Source organism: Hyphomonas sp. BRH_c22, from assembly GCF_000961795.1.
In the GTDB taxonomy this organism is placed as follows: domain Bacteria; phylum Pseudomonadota; class Alphaproteobacteria; order Caulobacterales; family Hyphomonadaceae; genus Hyphomonas.
The window spans coordinates 26,704-44,984 of the sequence record NZ_LADU01000087.1; the positions used below are offsets into that span (position 1 = coordinate 26,704).

22 protein-coding genes are annotated in these 18,281 nt (G+C 61.5%); 11 read left to right on the forward strand and 11 right to left on the reverse strand.

The genetic code is table 11. From position 1 onward, the window contains the following. Positions 1-15: 15 nt before the first annotated feature. The 6 genes from VR74_RS11405 to VR74_RS11430 form a co-directional block, all read right to left on the reverse strand. The gene (locus VR74_RS11405; RefSeq protein ID WP_045696895.1) at positions 16-1,182 is read right to left on the reverse strand and encodes a porin; all 1,167 of its coding nucleotides are present in this window, start codon (positions 1,180-1,182) and stop codon (positions 16-18) included. Positions 1,183-1,345: 163 nt separating this feature from the next. After that, complete coding sequence (locus VR74_RS11410; RefSeq protein ID WP_045696897.1) at positions 1,346-2,554, reverse strand: acetyl-CoA C-acyltransferase; 1,209 nt, start codon at positions 2,552-2,554, stop codon at positions 1,346-1,348. A 115-nt stretch (positions 2,555-2,669) separates the two neighbouring features. Beyond that, positions 2,670-4,262 carry a phosphoenolpyruvate carboxykinase gene (locus VR74_RS11415; RefSeq protein WP_045696899.1) on the reverse strand — a complete coding sequence of 531 codons (1,593 nt, stop codon included), beginning with the start codon at positions 4,260-4,262 and terminating at the stop codon, positions 2,670-2,672. Positions 4,263-4,454: 192 nt separating this feature from the next. After that, a complete protein-coding gene (locus tag VR74_RS11420) occupies positions 4,455-5,072 on the reverse strand; it encodes an ElyC/SanA/YdcF family protein (protein WP_299950262.1) in 618 nt (205 codons plus the stop codon). 19 nt (positions 5,073-5,091) lie between these two features. Then, a complete protein-coding gene (locus VR74_RS11425) occupies positions 5,092-5,538 on the reverse strand; it encodes an NUDIX domain-containing protein (protein WP_045696903.1) in 447 nt (148 codons plus the stop codon). A gap of 4 nt (positions 5,539-5,542) precedes the next feature. After that, positions 5,543-6,445, reverse strand: a complete 903-nt coding sequence (locus VR74_RS11430) for a haloalkane dehalogenase (RefSeq protein ID WP_045696905.1) — start codon at positions 6,443-6,445, stop codon at positions 5,543-5,545. 143 nt (positions 6,446-6,588) lie between these two features. Between VR74_RS11430 and VR74_RS11435 the strand changes: the two genes are divergently transcribed. Both VR74_RS11435 and VR74_RS11440 read left to right on the forward strand, forming a co-directional pair. Beyond that, the gene (locus tag VR74_RS11435; protein WP_045696944.1) at positions 6,589-6,975 is read left to right on the forward strand and encodes a DUF302 domain-containing protein; all 387 of its coding nucleotides are present in this window, start codon (positions 6,589-6,591) and stop codon (positions 6,973-6,975) included. A 14-nt stretch (positions 6,976-6,989) separates the two neighbouring features. Further along, a complete protein-coding gene (locus VR74_RS11440; protein WP_045696907.1) occupies positions 6,990-7,385 on the forward strand; it encodes a VOC family protein in 396 nt (131 codons plus the stop codon). Positions 7,386-7,448: 63 nt separating this feature from the next. Here VR74_RS11440 and VR74_RS11445 read toward each other — a convergent pair whose 3' ends face one another. Further along, entirely contained in the window at positions 7,449-7,745 is a 297-nt protein-coding gene (locus VR74_RS11445) for a hypothetical protein (RefSeq protein ID WP_045696909.1), read from the reverse strand. Positions 7,746-7,995: 250 nt separating this feature from the next. Between VR74_RS11445 and VR74_RS11450 the strand changes: the two genes are divergently transcribed. Both VR74_RS11450 and VR74_RS11455 read left to right on the forward strand, forming a co-directional pair. Continuing rightward, complete coding sequence (locus VR74_RS11450; RefSeq protein WP_045696910.1) at positions 7,996-9,336, forward strand: acyl-CoA dehydrogenase family protein; 1,341 nt, start codon at positions 7,996-7,998, stop codon at positions 9,334-9,336. A 115-nt stretch (positions 9,337-9,451) separates the two neighbouring features. Next, positions 9,452-11,050, forward strand: a complete 1,599-nt coding sequence (locus tag VR74_RS11455; RefSeq protein ID WP_045696912.1) for a DUF4332 domain-containing protein — start codon at positions 9,452-9,454, stop codon at positions 11,048-11,050. On the opposite strand, the gene VR74_RS11460 is transcribed toward VR74_RS11455, so the two are convergent. Continuing rightward, positions 11,051-12,031 (reverse strand): Gfo/Idh/MocA family oxidoreductase, encoded by a 981-nt coding sequence (locus VR74_RS11460; RefSeq protein WP_045696913.1) that lies wholly within the window; start codon positions 12,029-12,031, stop codon positions 11,051-11,053. A gap of 205 nt (positions 12,032-12,236) precedes the next feature. On the opposite strand from VR74_RS11460, the gene VR74_RS11465 reads away from it, so the two are divergent. Beyond that, entirely contained in the window at positions 12,237-12,659 is a 423-nt protein-coding gene (locus VR74_RS11465; RefSeq protein ID WP_045696915.1) for a hypothetical protein, read from the forward strand. A 148-nt stretch (positions 12,660-12,807) separates the two neighbouring features. Then, the gene (locus VR74_RS11470) at positions 12,808-13,086 is read left to right on the forward strand and encodes a hypothetical protein (RefSeq protein WP_299950266.1); all 279 of its coding nucleotides are present in this window, start codon (positions 12,808-12,810) and stop codon (positions 13,084-13,086) included. A 2-nt stretch (positions 13,087-13,088) separates the two neighbouring features. Here the strand turns inward: VR74_RS11470 and VR74_RS11475 are convergent, their stop codons facing one another. Together VR74_RS11475 and VR74_RS20940 are read right to left on the reverse strand one after the other, a co-directional pair. After that, a complete protein-coding gene (locus tag VR74_RS11475; protein ID WP_045696918.1) occupies positions 13,089-13,934 on the reverse strand; it encodes a crotonase/enoyl-CoA hydratase family protein in 846 nt (281 codons plus the stop codon). A gap of 42 nt (positions 13,935-13,976) precedes the next feature. Next, positions 13,977-14,108 carry a hypothetical protein gene (locus tag VR74_RS20940; protein ID WP_299950268.1) on the reverse strand — a complete coding sequence of 44 codons (132 nt, stop codon included), beginning with the start codon at positions 14,106-14,108 and terminating at the stop codon, positions 13,977-13,979. A 221-nt stretch (positions 14,109-14,329) separates the two neighbouring features. On the opposite strand from VR74_RS20940, the gene VR74_RS11480 reads away from it, so the two are divergent. Continuing rightward, positions 14,330-14,560: a hypothetical protein gene (locus VR74_RS11480; protein ID WP_045696919.1), complete on the forward strand. Its 231-nt coding sequence runs from the start codon at positions 14,330-14,332 to the stop codon at positions 14,558-14,560. Positions 14,561-14,564: 4 nt separating this feature from the next. Here the strand turns inward: VR74_RS11480 and VR74_RS20945 are convergent, their stop codons facing one another. Then, positions 14,565-14,687, reverse strand: coding sequence for a hypothetical protein (locus VR74_RS20945; protein WP_299950270.1), 123 nt, complete (start codon positions 14,685-14,687; stop codon positions 14,565-14,567). A gap of 49 nt (positions 14,688-14,736) precedes the next feature. Between VR74_RS20945 and VR74_RS11485 the strand changes: the two genes are divergently transcribed. The 4 genes from VR74_RS11485 to VR74_RS11500 all read left to right on the forward strand — a co-directional run bounded on the left by VR74_RS11485 (position 14,737) and on the right by VR74_RS11500 (position 18,203). Further along, complete coding sequence (locus tag VR74_RS11485) at positions 14,737-15,243, forward strand: thermonuclease family protein (protein WP_299950272.1); 507 nt, start codon at positions 14,737-14,739, stop codon at positions 15,241-15,243. Positions 15,244-15,575: 332 nt separating this feature from the next. After that, positions 15,576-15,935, forward strand: coding sequence for a helix-turn-helix transcriptional regulator (locus VR74_RS11490; RefSeq protein ID WP_045696921.1), 360 nt, complete (start codon positions 15,576-15,578; stop codon positions 15,933-15,935). Next, positions 15,932-17,248 carry a HipA domain-containing protein gene (locus tag VR74_RS11495; RefSeq protein ID WP_045696922.1) on the forward strand — a complete coding sequence of 439 codons (1,317 nt, stop codon included), beginning with the start codon at positions 15,932-15,934 and terminating at the stop codon, positions 17,246-17,248. The genes VR74_RS11490 and VR74_RS11495 overlap by 4 nt, the downstream gene beginning before the upstream one ends. 667 nt (positions 17,249-17,915) lie before the next feature. Next, complete coding sequence (locus VR74_RS11500; protein WP_299950274.1) at positions 17,916-18,203, forward strand: helix-turn-helix transcriptional regulator; 288 nt, start codon at positions 17,916-17,918, stop codon at positions 18,201-18,203. Positions 18,204-18,281: the final 78 nt, after the last annotated feature.

Consider the following 18,281-nt stretch of genomic DNA (forward strand, 5'->3'; position numbering starts at 1 on the left):
CCGGGGGCCTTTTCTTTAAAAGTCGGCCTGAAGGCGCAGGGTAAAGCCGGTGACGGTCTCGCCGGCCTGTCCGGCAAGCACGGCAGCGGCAAAGGCGGGGGCGAGGCCCGAGGCTGAAGCGCCAAGTTCGCCTTCTGACCGGAACAGGCTGAGACCGGCGCGCGTCTGGGAGGTCGGGTACCAGGACAGGCCGATCAGCGCGGTGTCCAGCGACCCGCCGTCGATACCGGGCTCATTCAGGTCGAGCGTGTCGAACGCGGCGGATACGCAGAGGGCGCCATTGCCGCCTTCGGTGATGGGGCGGTTGACCACCGGGCGATCGAACCTGCCGTCCCTGTAGGTGCGGTGGCCGCCGAAGACATAGCCTGCTTCGAGCTTACCGCCCCCGAAGCGCGCGCGGCCACCGGCTGCAAGGTCGGACGAGAGGACGGCATATTCCGAGCTGGCCCAGAGCGGGCCGCGCAGGATGGCGCCCTCGATGCCGAGCAGCATATCGGACTGTCCGACTGATCCGGTCGAGATAATGCGGCCGGGGATGTGGGCGAACGGCCGCTGGCGATAGCGCAGGCTGGGCTGGTCATCACCCTTCTCACGATAGCGGACGGATGTGCCGAGATGGACGGTCATGTCCGCGGAATGGACCGGCGTGAACGTGCCGCGCGCGGCAAGGGCGATGCTTTCCTGCGTGGGCGTGTCATTCAGACTGCCGCCGAAAGCGCCTGCCATAAAGGTCCAGTTCCGGCCCTTGGTGGACGCGGCCACGCCGACACGGCGGTCGAGTTCGAAGGCGTCCGTGAATGCGGCGCGTTCCGCGAACGTGGTGAAGAGGCCGGACACCTGCTCTTCCAGCGCGTTGGGCGTTTTGAACTGGCCGGCGCGGATCGTCCATCCGGATCCGGGCAGGGCGACAGCGATATAGGCATCGGTCGCGGAGATATCGCCGCTCTCGCTCGTTTCCATCTCGATCTTGAAGTCGATGCGCTCTCCCTTTCCGGAAAGGGAGAGGCGGGCGGTTCGCAATTCGGCTTGATCGACCTGGAACGCGGCCTTGTCGGCTTCGGCCTGCGCGTAGTCGTAGAGGACACGGCCTGAAAGCTTGAGGTCGATGGAATCGTCCGCTGCTGCAGAAAAGCTTGCCAGTGCGATACTGGATGCCGCGGTCAGAAAGCGGAGATAATTCATGCCCGTATAGTCACCCTCGGTTTTCCGGGGCGTCTAATCGTATTTCACAAATAAGTCACATTAATTACGTCATTATGTAACTTTAAGGGCTGACCAAGAAAAGCCCCGACCCAAAGGGCCGGGGCTTTCTTTTGTCATTGCCCAGCCGGGCCGAAAGGGCAGCCTAGCTGTAGATTTCGAACAGGCCTGCAGCGCCCATGCCGCCACCGATACACATGGTGACAACACCCCACTTGGCACCCCGGCGACGTCCTTCGAGCAGGATCGAGCCGGTGCAGCGTGCGCCGGTCATGCCGAACGGGTGGCCGATCGAGATCGAGCCGCCATTGACGTTGTATTTTTCAGGATCGATGCCGAGGCGGTCGCGGCTGTAGAGGCACTGCGACGCGAAGGCTTCGTTGAGTTCCCAGAGGTCGATATCGTCAACCGTGAGGCCGTGGCGTTCGAGCAGGCGCGGCACGGCGAAGACGGGGCCGATGCCCATTTCGTCAGGATCGCAACCTGCGACGTTGAAACCGGCGAACCGGCCGAGCGGCTCGATGCCGCGCTTTGCGGCTTCCTTGGCTTCCATGACGACCACGGCAGCGGCGCCATCGGACAGCTGGGACGCATTGCCCGCGGTGACGTATTTGCCTTCCTTGACGACCATGCCGCCGGAGAAGACAGGCTTCAGGCCCGCAAGGGTTTCATAGGTCGTACCGGGACGGTTGCACTCGTCCTTGTCGACGATGACGTCCTGATAGGTTTCTTCGCCGGTCTCCTTGTTGAATAGCTTCATGCGGGTCTTCATCGGCGCGATTTCCTCGGCCATGTAGCCCTTCTTCTGGAACTCGGCCGTGCGGCGCTGGCTCTCTGCGGAGTAACGGTCCTGGTCTTCGCGCGACACACCGTAGCGGTCTGCAACGATCTCGGCCGTTTCGATCATGCTCATCCAGATGGCTGGCCATGTCTTCATCAGCTCTTCTTCGGTGTAGCGGTACAGGTTCATGTGGCCCGAGCGCGACACCAGCGAGAGGCTTTCCACGCCGCCGCCTACAGTGACAGATGCGCCTTCATTGATGATCGTGTGCGAGGCGTTGGCGATGGCCTGGAGGCCTGACGAGCAAAAGCGGTTGATGGTCGCGCCTGATGTGGAGGACGGGCAGCCGGCCCAGAGGGCGGCGTTGCGGGCGACGTTGTGACCGGTTGCGCCTTCAGGCTGGGCGGTGCCGAGGAACACGTCCTCGACCGCAGCGCCTTCGACGCCGGCACGCTCAAGCGCGCTCTTGATGGCGTGGCCGGCCATCGTGATGCCGTGGGTGTCGTTGAGTGAGCCACGGCCGGTTTTGGCCATGCCCGTGCGGGCGGTGGAAACGATGACTGCTTCACGCATATGGATACTCCTCCAGAGTTTTTTGTAGAGCGTTTCGGATGTTGCGGCGCACACTAACGGGCTGGCGCGCATGGCGCCAGCCTTCCCTTAACGTCAAGGTCAGGAAATCGTCGTGTCAGGCAGGCGTTTTCGCCTTGGGCGCACTGGCCCGGACAGATTCATCGACATAGCTCTCGAACTTGGCAAAATTTGCCACGAACATGTCGGCAAGTTTGGCGGCCTGTTTGTCATAGGCGACCGGGTCTGCCCAGGTTGAGCGCGGATCGAGAATTTTGCTGTCCACGCCGGGAACGGCAGTCGGGACCATGAACCCGAAGGTTTCATCCTTGCGGAAGGCCGCCTTGTTGAGCGAGCCGTCGAGCGCGGCATTCAAGAGGGCCCGCGTGGCCTTGATCGGCATGCGGTTGCCCTGGCCGTAGGGGCCGCCGGTCCAGCCAGTCGAGACCAGCCAGCAATCGACGTCATACTTGCCGATCAGGTCGCGCAGAAGATTTCCGTATTCGGACGGATGGCGCGGCATGAACGGGCCACCGAAGCAGGTGGAGAAGGTAGCGGTCGGCTCGGTCACGCCCTTTTCGGTACCCGCGACTTTTGCCGTGTAACCCGACAGGAAGTGGTACATGGCCTGCGCCGGCGTCAGCTTGGCAATCGGCGGCATCACGCCGAAGGCATCGGCGGTCAGCATGATCAGGTTTTTCGGCTGGCCGCAGCGGCCGGATTCCGAAGCGTTCGGGATCGACGAGATCGGATAGGCGCCGCGCGAGTTTTCAGCGAGCGAGCCATCGTCAAGATCAAGTTCGCGGGTGACAGGATCCATCACCACGTTCTCGAGCACGGTGCCCCACATTTTCGAGGTTGCGTAGATCTCGGGCTCGGCGTCGGCCGAGAGCTTGATCATCTTGGCGTAGCAGCCGCCTTCGAAGTTGAAGAGGCCGTTTTCCGACCAGCCATGCTCGTCATCGCCGATGAGGATGCGGCTGGCGTCGGCAGAGAGTGTCGTCTTGCCAGTGCCCGACAGGCCGAAGAAGATCGCCGCGTCATCCTTGTCGGATGTGTTCACCGAACAATGCATCGGCATGACGCCCTGGGTCGGCAGGTAATAGTTGAGTGCGGTGAAGACCGATTTCTTGGTTTCGCCCGCATAGGACGTTCCGCCGATGAGCACCATGCGCCGGTCGAAGTTCACGGCGATGACCGTTTCCGAGCGTGTGCCATGGCGCGCCGGATCAGCGCGGAAGGTCGGGCAGTTGATGATCGTGAATTCCGATTTGAAGCCATTGTATTCGGCATCGGTCGGCACGCGCAGGAGATGGCGGATGAACAGGGAGTGCCAGGCGAGCTCGGTGACCACGGTGACCGGCAGGCGGTGGTCAAGGTCTGCACCGCCGAAGAGTTCCTGGACGAACACATCCTTGCCGGCGAGGTGGGATGCAAAGTCGGCCAGCAGCGCATCGAAATGTTCCGGCGTCATCGCGGCGTTATTGTCCCACCAGACGGTGTTTTCCGTGGTCGCATCGCGTACCGTGAACTTGTCCTTAGCGGACCGTCCTGTGTGCTGGCCGGTTTCCACGACGAGCGCGCCGCCATTCGCCACACGGGCTTCCCCGGCAGCAACAGACGTTTCATACAGGCGCGGTTCCTTCCAGTTCTTGCGGATGGACTTCGGTTTGATGCCCAGCTCGGCAAGAATGGCTACGTTGTCGCTCATGGTTTCCTCGGAATCTTGTTCTTGAACCTGGTGAATTCGATCGGGCCAATTAATGGCACACGTCATCGATTTGCAACAATCATGCCCCTGTATTGCAGCAAGTTAAAGCCGATCGGCTGCATCCTGATGGCTGACACCGGTTACCATGCTTGATCGGCCAGGGGGCAGTCTTCGATTTTTCGCCAGATGAGTTCAATTTTGAGAATCATCGCCGCGAAGGCGGTCGATGATGCCGTCGCGCCAGCTTTCAGGCAGGAGGTAGACCACCCAGGCGGCGGCTTCGTAATGGGTGCGCTTCCAGATATCCACCGGATTGAGGCTGGCCTTCGCGCAGGCCGAACGGGCCCTGGGGCCGCCCTTGGAGACCGTCTGGTAGATCGACTTTGCGCGCAGGAGGTGCATGCAGTTGGATACGAAGACCAGCTGGTCCGCGCCAGCGAGACCCGGCTGCCCGGCCAGGGTCTGCAGGCCCGAGATCGTGTCGCGGGAGGAAACATCGGCTGATATCCGTGCGCCATAGCCCGAACGGCGGATGGCGGCGAGCGCCATGTCCTGGCTGCCGACAATGCCTTCCTGCGGGCGATGGCCGCCGACCATGACCAGGCGGTCGACCTTGCCGGCCTCGAGCAGGGCGATACCCTTGTCGATGCGCGCATCGGCTTCACGGGCGGAATCGGAATAGAAGACCACGCCCGCGCCATGGGTGATCTGTCCCGTCTGATCGACGAGGCGCGTCAGGCCGAAAAAGGCGAGGGTTGCAATCAGGTCTGCAACCAGTAGCCGCACCAACAGGATCCGCAATTGTCTCATGCCTGCTTATTAGCAGAATTCAGGTCGTGGGCGAGGCCGCGGATGCGGTTTCGAGGCTCGCAAGCAGCGCATGGGTGGGCGTGGTCAGGCGGGGAGGGAGGGCGTCGAGGGCATACCAGCCGAAACCTCCATGTTTTTCAGGCTCCATCAGGCAGGGTGTGCCGGAAACGACGCGGGCGAAAAAAATCGGAGACACCCAGTGACGCCCGTCGCCCTGATCTAGAATTTCCGCCATGCAGGCAAGGCCTGTCACCTCGATATGGATTCCGAGCTCTTCGGCGATTTCGCGATGTGCCGCTTCGCGAGCCGGTTCCCCGAAATCGATCTTGCCGCCGGGCAATCCCCATGCGCCCGCTTCCGGCTCTGTCAGGCGCTGGATCAGGAGCAGGCGCCCCGACGGATCGAAAATGGCCGCGCCGCAGCCGACCTCGGGATAGGCGATCCTGGAGGCAGACAGTCCAGCCATCGTGTCAGAGCTCCCCGAATGATTTCAGCGCCGAGAGGGCGACCGGCTCGCCCCATTCCTGAACAAAGTGTCCGGCGTCAGCGAGGACCATGGGTTCGGGACAGCCGCGGATCGTCTTGCGCAGCTTCTCCATCTGCGCGGGGCCGAGAACGGGGTCTTGTGCGCCAACGGCCATGAAGCTGTCGCCCTTCCAGTCATTTGCCCACCAGGCAGCCGCGCGCCGCGAGATATCGACGCCTTCCATGCCCGGACTGACCATCACCAGTTCGGGAAACATGCGCACGCCGGCCTTGTAGGTCGCATCCGGGAAAGGGGCGGCATAGGCGGCCGCTTCGGCGTCGGTGAGGATGGGCGTGCCGCGCTTCATCAGGGCGGCAATGTCCATGTCGGGCTGCGTGCGGTTATAGGCTTTCCACTGGTCAAACCCGGCGCCAGGCGATGTGCCCGTGGCGAGGGTTGTATTCATCACGATCAGGCGCTCGAACGTGTCGGGCATGTCCATCGGGATGGTGAGGCCAATCAGGCCGCCCCAGTCCTGGCAGACCAGGGTCACGGTTTTCAGGTCGAGGCGCTTGATCAGTTCGACCATCATGTTGCGGTGAAAACTGAACGAATAGACCTTGTCATCGACAGGCTTGTCCGACCGGCCAAAGCCGAGCCAGTCAGGCGCGACGACGCGCGCGCCGCTGTCGAGGAAGACCGGGATCATCTTGCGGTAGAGATAGCTCCATGTCGGCTGTCCATGCAGGCAGAGATAGGTGCGAACGGCATCCTGTGGGCCTTCATCGACATAATGGATCCGCAAGCCTTCATAGCCGCGCAGGTCGTCGACATAGTGCGGGGCATAGTCAAATCCCGGCAAATTGTCGAAGCGGGCATCCGGCGTGCGCTTGGCGTCGATCGGCATGGTGCGTCCTCTTGTCAGCCTTTGGGAACACCATGCGGCAGGGCGCATTCAATGCCAACAGTGCAAGTTTTGCGAAGGCGCCTGATCTTGCCCGGCCAATGTGATAGGAAGGCATGGAGCCATCCCGCAATCAGGAGATCATGATGCCCTACACAATCAATCGAACCATTTCCGGCGCCAGTTTTGACGCCGTTGACCAGCGCACGCGGCAGGCACTGGCCGACAAGGGGTTCGGTGTGCTGACCGAGATCGACGTGAAAGCGACGATGAAGAAGAAGCTCGATGCCGAAATGCCGTCTTATCGCATCCTGGGCGCCTGCAATCCGCAAATGGCCCATCAGGCGATCCAGATCGAGCCGCGCGTCGGCGCCATGCTGCCCTGCAATGTCATCCTCAGGCAGGTCGACGACGCGGTTGAAGTCAGCGCGATTGATCCGGTGGCGTCCATGCAGGCGATCGAGAATGATGAACTTAAACGCGTTGCCGGCGAGGTGCGCGACATGCTCGCGGCTGCCATCGCAGCCATTTGAAATGGGAGACGGACATGGCAAGGGTTATAGGCCTCGGCGGGCTGTTTTTTCTGTGTAAGGACGTTGACGCGACGCGCGCATGGTATTCGCGCGTACTGGGGATCGCGATTGATGACTATGGCGGCAGCAGTTTCAGCCATGCGAGTGCGGCAGGCGTCTTCCCGAAAGGGGCCCAGACCATCTGGGCGCCGTTCAAGGGCGAGAGCGACTATTTCAAACCCTCGGCCAGCGACTTCATGATGAACCTGATGGTGGATAACATGCCGGGCATGCTGGCACGCATCAAGGCGGAGGGTGTCGAACTGGAAGGCGAGCCGATGAGCGAAAGCTATGGCCACTTTGCCTGGGTCATGGATCCGGATGGGCGCAAGGTCGAGTTGTGGCAGCCTGTCGAGCCTGCTGACGGATAAAAAACGGCCGCCCCGGTTTCCCGTGACGGCCCGAGGAGAGACTCTTGAAGTCCGGAGAGCGATCTAGCTCTTCGCGGAAGCCTTGCAGGCTTCGAGGTCGGCAGCGTCGAGTTCTGACTTGTCATTGCGCAGGGCAGTGATTTCGCCGACTTCCTTGGCGATTTTCTTGCAGATGCGGAGCGAGACAGTCTTGCGGTCAAGATCGCCGACGCAGGTGGTGCCTTCGCAGGTCCAGACAACGCTTTCCGCGATGACACGCTTTTCAGCGACTGGCTGGGCTGTTTCGAAAACGAATGTTCCAGCGAGGGCGGGTGCAGCAAACGCCAGGGCAGCGGCGCTGATGAGAGTAGAACGTAGCATGGGAGGGTGCCTTTCGTTCGGGGTTTGTGATGAGCGTGCAACGCGGTGAATAAAGGGAAAGCGCCCCCTTCAGAACAATGACTATCAAACGCTGAATATTTGGTCAAGTGTTCAGAGGGTGCATTTCGCGTGATTTCCCGAAGGGAATCCCTATGGCAACGCGGTTGCCCCTACGACACAAATTGCTCCCATCCCAGCGTAGGTTAAAGTGCCAGGCAGAACAGAGGCGCGCGCCTGGGAGAGAAACATCATGGATTTCAATATTCCAAAAGATATTGCCGATTACCTGATCGTCCTTGATCAGTTCATCGAGGACAAGATCAAGCCCCTCGAGCAGCAGGACGACAATATCCGCTTCTTCGACCACCGCCGCGAATGGGCCCGAACCGATTTCGAGAACCAGGGCCTGCCGCGCAAGGAGTGGGAAGAGCTGCTGGGCAAGGCGAAGCGCCTGGCGGACGAAGCCGGGCATTTCCGCTTTGGCCTGCCGAAGGAGTATGGCGGCCAGAACGGGTCGAACCTCGCCATGGCGATCATCCGCGAGCATCTGGCGCGCAAGGGCCTCGGCCTGCACAATGACCTGCAGAACGAACATTCCATCGTGGCAAACTACCCGCAGATCCTGATGCTGCGTGACTTTGCCCGCGAGGACCAGAAGCATCTCGCGACGGCGGCCCTGGAGGGCAAGTTCCGCGCGACGTTCGGACTGACCGAACCGAACCATGGCTCCGATGCCACGCACATGGAAACACGGGCTGTGCGCCACAAGAAGGACGGCAAGGATGGCTGGCTCATCAATGGCGAGAAAATGTGGATCACGGGGATGCATCACGCCACCCACATGATGTGCTTTGCGCGCACAAGCGGCGAAGATGGCGATGCCCGCGGCATTACGTGCCTGCTGGTGCCGGCGGACGATCCGGGCATCGAAATTCTCGAATATATGTGGACATTCAACATGCCCACCGATCATCCCCGCCTGACCATCAAGGATGTCTGGGTGCCCGACAGTGCCGTGTTCGGCCCGCCCGAAGGCGGCTTGGCGCTGGCCCAGCATTTCGTGCACGAGAACCGCATCCGCCAGGCGGCGAGCTCTGTCGGCGCGGCACTGTTCTGCATCGACGAGTCGATCGACTATGCAAACACCCGCGCGCCTTTCGGCAAGAAGCTGTCGACCAATCAGGCGATCCAGTTCCCCATCGTTGAACTCGCTTCGGAAGCAGAAATGCTCCGGCTGCTGATCTTCAAGACGGCCTGGGAAATGGACCAGATGTCGAAGCCCGAAGTGGCGATCAAGCTGTCAGACAAGGTGTCGATGTGCAATTACCGGGCAAACCGGCTCTGCTGCAATGCGGCCGACCGGGCAATGCAGATCCATGGCGGCATGGGCTATTCACGCCATACGCCGTTCGAGCACATCTATCGCCACCACCGTCGCTATCGCATCACCGAAGGCTCGGAAGAGATCCAGATGCGCAAGGTCGCCGGGCACATTTTCGGCTTCATGGGCGCGCAGAAGCACGGCCAGTCCACCGGCGAAAAAGATGCAAAAGGCAAGAGCACCGAACCGACGGATTTTGCCGTCCGGTAGGCGATGACTGACACATGATGGGAGGAAATCCGTGGCCCGGCGCAAGGGGTTAATTTCACGGTAACCTTCGTGGGGCCAGAATCGGTGTCAGATTCACCCCACTGGAGTTCCCGTCATGTCCCTGCTGGAACGGGTTATCCGTGCGCATCGCTGCACGTCGACACATCATCATATCGCGTTCAATGCGCTGGACCTGATTGACGCCGAAGCGGGAGAGCAGTGGAAGTCGCTGTTCCTGGTGCACCACGAGCATCTGTTGAAAGGCGCCAAGGCGCCGGACACGGTTTTCAAGGACTTCCAGAACCACGTCCTCCACATATCCGAAGGCGAATGGGGCGGCGCGCGCGACAAGGCGACCGAGTGGTATGCCAGGTCTGTCGAGCTGCTGGCGAAGAAGAAGTGGAGCGAGGCTGCCTATGCGCTCGGCGTGCTGAGCCATTATTATGCTGACCCGCTCCAGCCCTTCCATACAGGCCAGACCGAGGAAGAGGGCGCGATCCATCGCGCCGTTGAATGGAGCATCGCCAGGTCGCATGACGGGATCGCCGCGCGCATCGAAGCCAGCGGTTATCCGGCGATTGATGTGCCGGATGGTCTTGGTTTCGTCTCCGACATGGTGCGGGCCGGGGCGGAACGGTCCCATCCGCATTACCAGACATTCATCGACCATTACGACCTTGATGCCGGCGTGAAGGACCCGCCTGCGGGCCTCGACGAGACGATGCTGGATATCGTGGCCGACCTTGTCGCCTATGCGACGGCAGGCCTGTCAGTCCTGATGACACGGGCTATCGAGGAGGCCGCCGTTGCGCCGCCGAAAGTGAACCTGACGATCCAGGGCTATATCGAGACGCTGGATATTCCGCTGCGCATGATTTCGAAGAAGCTGGCCGATGCCGGTGACCGACGCCAGGTCGCGCGGATGTATGCCGAGTTCCAGAAGACCGGCAAGGTCGTGAAGACGCTGCCTGACGATGACAAGGCGATACGGAAACTCCATGCCAGACAGGTGCTGCGCGTGCCGTTGAAACAGCTGGATGCGCAGGAACTGGCACCGCTTGGTGCCAAGCGCGTCAGACCGGAGAGCGCGTCTGTTGCTACCAGGCCAACACCCGCACCCGCGCCGAAGCCGGTGCCAAAGCCAGCGACCGAACCGGCAACAAAAGCGGCAGCCAGGCATGAGCTGAAACCTGCGCCCAGGCCCGAGCCTGTCAGGGAAGCGCCAAAACCCGCGCCTGCGCCCGTCGCAGCCGCTGAGCCTGAAGCCGAACCGATCGCCACGATTGGCGGCCAGGGGCGTCTCACGCGCGAATCGCCCATCGTTGATGCGCCGTCGATCGGCCGCAAGACGGCGCGGCGGCTTGGCAAGGCCGGTATAACGAATGTCGGCGACCTGCTGGACTGCGATATCGACGAAACCGTCCACCTGCTGAACGCGAGCCACATCGACGCCGACGCGATAGCCGACTGGCAGGACCAGTCGCGCCTGATGATGGATGTTCCCGGATTGCGGGTTCACGATGCACAGATCCTTGTCGGCGCCGGAATCCGGTCGGCCAGCGATCTGGCAGGCGCATCCGCGCGCGATGTGTTCCTGGCCGCGATGGACTTCCTGACGTCGCCTCAGGGGGACCGGGTGCTATGGGATGATGCCCAGTTCGAGGAAGAGGAAGTCGAAGGCTGGATCAGCATGGCGCAGGCCAGCGCCGGCTGATTACATCCCGCGCGGAGACAGGCCTGCGGCGCGGTAGATCGCGTCAATCGCGGCCATGTTTCCGACAGCATCCCGGCCGCCCGTCAAGGCGTATGTGCGCCCGGCAAGCACGTCCACAACGTGTGCAAGCTGGTGGTCATACGTGGTTTGACCGGGGGCGGTGACGGTGCGGGACGTGCCGCCCAAGGTGGTGGTGATGGTGTGGCCGCGGTGGGGGTGGACCGGGTTCCTGATCTCGAGCTGGCCCTCTGTGCCATCGACCCGGATCCAGGCGTCGAATTTCGTGTCCGGTGCCATCGTCGTATGGATTGATCCGGTTTCGCCGCCCGGAAAGCGGAATTCGGCTTCCATACTTGTGTCGACGCCCGGCCGCTCGCATTCCGCCCGGGCTGAAACGATTTCGGGTTCGGCGCCGACCAGCGTGCGGACCCAGTGGACCGGGTAGCAGCCAAGATCCATCAGCGCGCCGCCGCCGACGTCCAGCGTGTGGCGCAACTCGTCGGTCCGGTAGGGAATGGTCACATCGAATGCGGCCTCGACACGCCGGATCGTGCCCAGCCGGCCGCTATGCACGATGTCGAACACGCGCTGGAAGGCGGGGTGGAAGCGATAGTGGAAGGCTTCGATCAGGATGCCGCCGGTGTGCCTTGCTGCGTCGGCCATGCGGGCGGCTTCTGCCGCATTCATGGCAAACGGTTTCTCGCAGAGCACGGCCTTGCCGGCCTCGAGCGCGGCGATGGTCAGGTCCGCGTGGCGATGCGGGGGCAGGGCGTTGTAGATGAGGTCAATGTCCGTGCGCGCGATGAGCGCCTCATAGGAATCGGAGATGTCAGGGATGCCGTTTTCGGCGGCGTAGTCGCGGGCGCGCTGAGCGTCGCGCGCGGCCACGGCGACGGTTTCGCAATCGCCCCGCAGGCTGGCCGGTTTTATGATGGCGGCAGGTGCAATTCTGGCTGCGCCGAGGAGTCCGATCCGGATCATTGGGAGTGCCTTGTTTTCATTCGTGCCGGGCGTGGGCCTGTGGATAGGGGTAAACTGGAAGAGCCCGCCTGTTTACCCCGACCTAACAGCGCTTAACCCTCTTTCGCAAATCAAGTGCGCGCGCGCCACTGGCGGTAACCAATCGGAAAGCATGTAGGAGGTTAATGGGGGTTCCGGAGCCATTAATCCTAGGAGTGCCACGCTAATGCTGAATGATCTCATTGCGCACATCGCTACAATCAATGGACTCTCGGAATCGACTGCTAAAACGGCGCTGGGGATTGTGTTGAATTCAGCTGAGCGACAGGCTTCCCCCTTCGCACCGGCGATGTTCAAGACCATTCCCGGCGCTCGCGCACTTGCGGCCCGCACAGGGTCTGAGTTCGGCGAGGCGACGGGCATCATCGCCCGCCTGATCGAACAGACGCCCGGCGGCAAGCGCGTCGTTGCCCAGTCCATGATCACCTCGCTGCATGCGATTGGTCTCGATCACAAGGCCATCGGCCACCTGCTGCCGTCGATCTCGGCCTTCATGGAAGAGACCTATGAGATGACCGGCTTTGGTCATCTGGGAGACCTTATCGGACACGACATGGATGCAGAGATCAGCGCGGCCAAGGCAGCCTGATCCGGCAACTCACCGCAGCACCATTCAAACAGAGCCGCCCGGAAGGGCGGCTTTTTTGTTGCCCGTGGCTGCGTGCGGGGCCGGCATGGGCCTTTTCAATGCGGGCGCGGATGGCTACAGCGGTGCCTGCTGACATGAACGAGGAGACGTGATGCGAACCGAAACCGGACTGCGCGCCGACGAAGCCTTGGCGCTGGACCTGATGGCGGCGATCCGTGCGGACGCGGAAGCCCGCTGCTCACCTGACAGGGTGGAGCTTGTTTCGGTGACGCTGGATGTCACCGGTGCCGATGTTCACTGCCAGCCTGTGTTCACCGCGCGCATCGACCGGAAAACCCGCACCGTTCTGTTCACCGGCGGGGCGGCCAGATGCGGCGATGATATCGTGATGAATGCGACCGCCGTCTACCGGATCGTATCCGCCTAGGCCTACATCGGCGTATCGCGCAGTTTCATCAGGTCCGGGAATTCCGGGTCGCGCTTTTCAGCGCGGGCAGCGAAGGCTTCCTGCATGTGCGGGGGCGGGATCATGCCGGCATTCCACACGCCGATATAATCGAGCGTGTCGGCCGTGTTGTGGTCGCGGCCATAATTGATGAGCGTCTTGCAGCCGGTGACGGTCAGCGGGTCCTTCGTGGTGATCTCCTTTGCTGTCGCCAGAACATGCGCAACGCATGCCTCATGCGTGTCGAAGACATCATTCACGAGGCCGATTTCCTTGGCCTTGGCCGCGTCGATGCGCCGGCCCGTATAGGCCATTTCCTTGACCCAGCCTTCGGGGATGTAGCGCTGCAGGCGGGGGAAGGTGCCGACATCTGCCGTCATGGCGATATTGGTTTCCATGATGGTGAAGAAGGCATCCTTGGTGCACCAGCGGATGTCGCCGGCCGAGATCATGTCAATCGCGCCGCCGATGACGCCGCCATGCAGGGCGAAGAGGACCGGCATGCGGGCCTCCTCCAGCGCGTTGAAGCTGGACTGGATCTGGCGGATGTTCGAGCGGAAGGCTTCAGCCGCCACATAGCGGTCCGCCGCGCCGCCGCCTTCGCCGGACCCGAAGACCGCGAGGTCCATGCCGGCCGAGAAATGCTTGCCAGTCGATGAGATAACGATGCAGCGGGCGCGCGCGTTCATGTCGATGTCGCGGACGATGGCAGGCAATTCGTTCCAGAACGCCTTGTTCATCGTGTTCATCGCCTCGGGGCGGTTCATCCTGATATGGGCGACCTTGTCCTCAATCGTGACGGCGAAGGCTTCATAGGTTTTCTGCAGCATGGATGCGTTTCCTCGATTTTGCGGGAGACTAGCACAGGGCGGTTAGAGGGCCAGATGTGACGCCGCGCAAGCCTCAGGCGTGGAGCACCCGGCCTTGTTGGGGCGAATGAGGAGGGCCAGCCTTTGCTGCGTCTGGTCCGGCAGCTGTCCGGTCCCCAATTTCAGTGCGGCCATGGCTGTTGGTTTCCTTCACAGGGATACACGACACTGTCCTTGTTGATAATGCCGAGTCGTCGGCCCGATCCGTTTCAGTACCAGGACCAGCAGAAGGTCACGTGCGTGGCCAGTGTCAAAGGCTAAACCCCGGCGGGCAGGCGCATCTACTACAAGGCGCATTTTAATCGAAGCAGTGCGGACTCATCTGCTCCATCAACAAGGAGCGGAGCCATCCGAACATGCGCACATCCCTATGGACATTCGACACGGTCACTGTCGACCTTGAAGACAGGGACTGCTCGGTCAAGGCGGTCCATGCGATCAGCCTGACGGAGGTCACGATCGTCTTTCGCCTGACAGACCGGCAGCTGAAAGGGTCACCCGGCAAGCTCAGGAAGGCGATCGAAACACTCGCAACCGACAAGATCCTCGATCTTGCATCCTTCCTCGACCAGATGCCGCCCGGCTGATCCCTCAGCGGGGACCGAACACGACAAGAGCGAGAAAGCCGGCGAACACCAGGCTCGCCGTCACCCAGATCCATTTGGGCAGCGGCGGCGGCACATAGTGTCCGCTCTTGTCATCATCCCATCCCATGCCGGTGAACCCATTTCTGCAAATGCGTGAATCATGATCAGCTTGAATCATGAGACAGAAGCATGCCAGCATTTTTTCAATGATCTTGCTCCTGGCCGCCTGTGGGCAGCTGAATACAGATGCGGGCCGCACCGTCCCGGCGGGCGATCCTTCAGACCGGATTGCCGGTGTGGCGTCCGTCATTGACGGGGACACAATCGAGATCCACGGGCAGCCTATCCGCCTCTCCGGATTCGACTCGCCCGAGCGCGGGAAAACCTGTGCCGGCACCAATGTCTACCAGAGGGCAGCTCTTTACCTCTCCGACCAGATTGGAACCCGAACGGTGACCTGCAACAGCACGGGCAAGGATTCTTATGATCGCGCGGTCGCCACGTGCCGTGTCAGCGGCGCTGACCTCGGCGACCTTATGGTCGGCGGCGGCTGGGCCCGCGACTGGCCGAAATACAGCCAGGGCGCCTATGCGGATGCGGAAGTACGCGCCCGCGCTGCGCGCAAGGGAGTTTGGAATCTTGAGTGCCCGGATGACCTCTGGGGCAATCGGAAATATGACTAGGGCGGTTCTGCCAATGGCTGAACCGCCCCAGAATATGCATACCATAACGCTCAAAGTTGTCCTGCCTGTCGATGTCCGCCGGAGGGTCGATGAGAATCTGATCGTGCCGGCCCGGTGCGCCCCGCGATAAGTCCGCAATCGCTTGCGGCAGTGCGGACAGGCGCGAAGGCAGGGATGCTACTAAATCTATAAATGCATTAAAACTGAAGCAATAAGTGGAAAAGTGGTCTTTAATGCACTATAAGTGACGCATTAAAAGAATTGTATTCGAATTTATATAATGCTTCATATATGGCTCACAAAATGCATTAAGTTGGAATTGGGCTGCATAAATGACGCATAAGATTGATTTTTCAACAGCATCCAGCGGTGCGCTAATTGAAGCGCTTTGCAAGCGACTCGACGAGATCCGGCTGAGCCGCAATATCAGCCAGGCAGATCTCGCGGCTGAAGCCGGCGTCTCCAGGAGCACACTCACCCGGCTTGCCGATGGCAAAGCCATATCGCTCGATTCCTTCATCCGGATCATGCAGGCCTTGCGATTGACCGATCACCTGGCTGCCCTGTTGCCTGACCCCGCCGTCCGACCCGTCGACCGCGTACGTCTCGAGGGGAGCGAGCGCCAGCGCGCAAGCGGCAAGCGAGCCGCCGCCGCGAAATGGCGCTGGGGCGACGAGGATTCCCAGGCATGACCGATACGGCCCGGGTCATTCTATGGGGCAGTGATATCGGGGCTGTGACCTGGTTGCCGGATCGCGGCATTGGGGTCTTTCAGTATACACCTGAATTTGCCGCCTCCGGCATCGCCGTCGCCCCGGTCATGATGCCCCTGACGGACTTTCCCTACGAGTTCCCGTCGCTGTCGCGCGAGACGTTCAAGGGTCTGCCCGGCATGCTGGCTGACAGCCTTCCCGACAAGTTCGGCAATACGCTCATCAATGCCTGGCTGTCGCGCCGCGGCCGGGAACCTGGAAGCTTCACGCCCGTCGAGCGCCTGTGCTATACCGGCACGCGCGGTATGGGCGCACTCGAATTCAAACCCTTGATGCGCGACGCGCCCACCGTGTCGCGACGGATCGACATTGATGCGCTCGTTGCGCTCGCCAACCGTGTCCTGGACGACAGGATTGCCCTTGAAGGCAAGTTCACTGGCATCGACGACCAGCAGGCCATCGAAGACATTCTACGGGTCGGCACGTCGGCAGGCGGCGCGCGCGCAAAGGCTGTCCTCGCCTGGAACCCGCAGACCGGCGAGTTCCGGTCCGGCCAGGCGCAGGCCGGGGAGGGGTTCAGCCAGTGGCTGATGAAATTCGACGGCGTGCATGGCAATCGCGACAGGGAACTGGCTGATCCGCAGGGCTTCGGCCGCATCGAGTATGCCTATTCCCTGATGGCGCGTGCCGCCGGCATCGACATGGAAGCGTGCCGGCTGCACGAGGAAGGCGGCCGCGCGCATTTCATGACCAGGCGGTTCGACCGGACACAAACCGGCGCCAAGCTGCATATGCAGTCGCTTGGCGCGCTCATGCACTATGATTTCAACATGGCCGGAGCCTACGCCTATGAGCAGGCGCTGCAGGCGATCCGGCGCCTGCAGCTTCCGATGGGTGATATCGAGCGCCAGGTTCGACGCACCTTCTTCAATCTTGTCGCGCGCAACCAGGACGACCATGTCAAGAACATCGCCTTCCTGATGGACCGGGATGGCACCTGGCGCCTCTCGCCCGCCTTTGACGTGGCCTATTCCTACAATCCGTCCGGCGCCTGGACGAGCCAGCACCAGATGAGCGTCAACGGGAAGCGCGACCTGTTCGAGGTCGAGGACCTGATCGCCTTTGCCGGCACCGGCGGCGTCAAGCCGGCCAGGGCCAGGTCCATCCTGGCCGAGGTGTCGCAATCTGTTGCGCAATGGCGTCTTCATGCCGAGGCGGCAGGTATGCCCGAGGGCGATATGGAGCGGATTGAGCGAGCACATCGCCGCGACCTGCTGGTCCAGGCGCTGTGAGCCATCGTGAGAACTGAGGTCCATGACGGCGTCCGTGCGGTTCACGAGCATGCCATGCCGGAGACCCTTCACACACTGGACGATTGCAAAGAGCAGCTGACCGGCGGGGCAGAGAGCCTCCTCAGGCAGCGGCCCTAACCGGTCTGCGTGGGCATGTGGCTCGAGACATGAGTAACACGCCTGGCCTTGCCGCAAGTATGGATGCTGTGGAGAAAAAGTTCGGCCATGGAAGAAAGCCCTCGATGGGGTGTCCGCTTCCCTGAGGGCGAGAGCATGACGGGTTTCTGCCGGACTTTTCAGGACATCCTGAAAAGACCGGCCACGCGATTTTGGACCGCTACAAGGTGGAAGGACCGTCGGCCATGCGTGATAAGTCGCTGGGAGTTCGGTAGGGGAGTGAGTGGCTTGCTTTGCCGCTTCAGGTGGATCCTGGTCATTCAATTTCATCATTATCGCTTTGCCGTACGGGGTGCTGAGACTTTCTTCTGCCGCGTGACGTCAGTGTCTCGTTGAGTCTCGTAGTGCCCGGCGCATCAAGGAAAGCCCGGTGCTGGCGATGCGTGAGGGCGTATGACATGAGGCATGCAGGTGGGAATAGTGACGAAGCACCAATCCTGCCTGGATGTGTGGATCGCGTTTCACTTTTCGGCACAGGAGGATGCGAGCTATGACCGGCGGCAAGCCGAGAGCAGCGCGGGCACCTTCTGAAATGGATTTACGGGTCTCCGCGCATTTGCGGGCGCACCGTCAGGCCTGCAGCATGACGCTCGTGGAGCTCGCCGGGCTTCTGGGTATATCGCACCAGCAGTTGCAGAAGTACGAGACCGGCATGAACCGGATTTCTGCAGGCATGCTGTACGAGGTGGCAAAGCGGCTCGACGTGCCTCTTGCTGATTTCTTTGCATGCGAGGAGGCAAATGAAGACGATTTCGTCTCGCAGTCACCTACCACCTGAAGCGAAGTGACAGTGCCGCGCGCGATCCAATGAAGGGCGCCGGTTGCGCCGCACAAACTCTCATGCCCCGTCGCTGGG

Bases quoted from the DNA above. Each gene is read 5' to 3' on its own strand.
- VR74_RS11405 (WP_045696895.1), bottom strand. From the start codon at position 1,182: ATGAATTATCTCCGCTTTCTGACCGCGGCATCCAGTATCGCACTGGCA.
- VR74_RS11410 (WP_045696897.1), bottom strand. From the start codon at position 2,554: ATGCGTGAAGCAGTCATCGTTTCCACCGCCCGCACGGGCATGGCCAAA.
- VR74_RS11415 (WP_045696899.1), bottom strand. From the start codon at position 4,262: ATGAGCGACAACGTAGCCATTCTTGCCGAGCTGGGCATCAAACCGAAG.
- VR74_RS11420 (WP_299950262.1), bottom strand. From the start codon at position 5,072: ATGAGACAATTGCGGATCCTGTTGGTGCGGCTACTGGTTGCAGACCTG.
- VR74_RS11425 (WP_045696903.1), bottom strand. From the start codon at position 5,538: ATGGCTGGACTGTCTGCCTCCAGGATCGCCTATCCCGAGGTCGGCTGC.
- VR74_RS11430 (WP_045696905.1), bottom strand. From the start codon at position 6,445: ATGCCGATCGACGCCAAGCGCACGCCGGATGCCCGCTTCGACAATTTG.
- VR74_RS11435 (WP_045696944.1), top strand. From the start codon at position 6,589: ATGCCCTACACAATCAATCGAACCATTTCCGGCGCCAGTTTTGACGCC.
- VR74_RS11440 (WP_045696907.1), top strand. From the start codon at position 6,990: ATGGCAAGGGTTATAGGCCTCGGCGGGCTGTTTTTTCTGTGTAAGGAC.
- VR74_RS11445 (WP_045696909.1), bottom strand. From the start codon at position 7,745: ATGCTACGTTCTACTCTCATCAGCGCCGCTGCCCTGGCGTTTGCTGCA.
- VR74_RS11450 (WP_045696910.1), top strand. From the start codon at position 7,996: ATGGATTTCAATATTCCAAAAGATATTGCCGATTACCTGATCGTCCTT.
- VR74_RS11455 (WP_045696912.1), top strand. From the start codon at position 9,452: ATGTCCCTGCTGGAACGGGTTATCCGTGCGCATCGCTGCACGTCGACA.
- VR74_RS11460 (WP_045696913.1), bottom strand. From the start codon at position 12,031: ATGATCCGGATCGGACTCCTCGGCGCAGCCAGAATTGCACCTGCCGCC.
- VR74_RS11465 (WP_045696915.1), top strand. From the start codon at position 12,237: ATGCTGAATGATCTCATTGCGCACATCGCTACAATCAATGGACTCTCG.
- VR74_RS11475 (WP_045696918.1), bottom strand. From the start codon at position 13,934: ATGCTGCAGAAAACCTATGAAGCCTTCGCCGTCACGATTGAGGACAAG.
- VR74_RS20940 (WP_299950268.1), bottom strand. From the start codon at position 14,108: ATGGCCGCACTGAAATTGGGGACCGGACAGCTGCCGGACCAGACGCAG.
- VR74_RS11480 (WP_045696919.1), top strand. From the start codon at position 14,330: ATGCGCACATCCCTATGGACATTCGACACGGTCACTGTCGACCTTGAA.
- VR74_RS20945 (WP_299950270.1), bottom strand. From the start codon at position 14,687: ATGGGATGGGATGATGACAAGAGCGGACACTATGTGCCGCCGCCGCTG.
- VR74_RS11485 (WP_299950272.1), top strand. From the start codon at position 14,737: ATGAGACAGAAGCATGCCAGCATTTTTTCAATGATCTTGCTCCTGGCC.
- VR74_RS11490 (WP_045696921.1), top strand. From the start codon at position 15,576: ATGACGCATAAGATTGATTTTTCAACAGCATCCAGCGGTGCGCTAATT.
- VR74_RS11495 (WP_045696922.1), top strand. From the start codon at position 15,932: ATGACCGATACGGCCCGGGTCATTCTATGGGGCAGTGATATCGGGGCT.
- VR74_RS11500 (WP_299950274.1), top strand. From the start codon at position 17,916: ATGACCGGCGGCAAGCCGAGAGCAGCGCGGGCACCTTCTGAAATGGAT.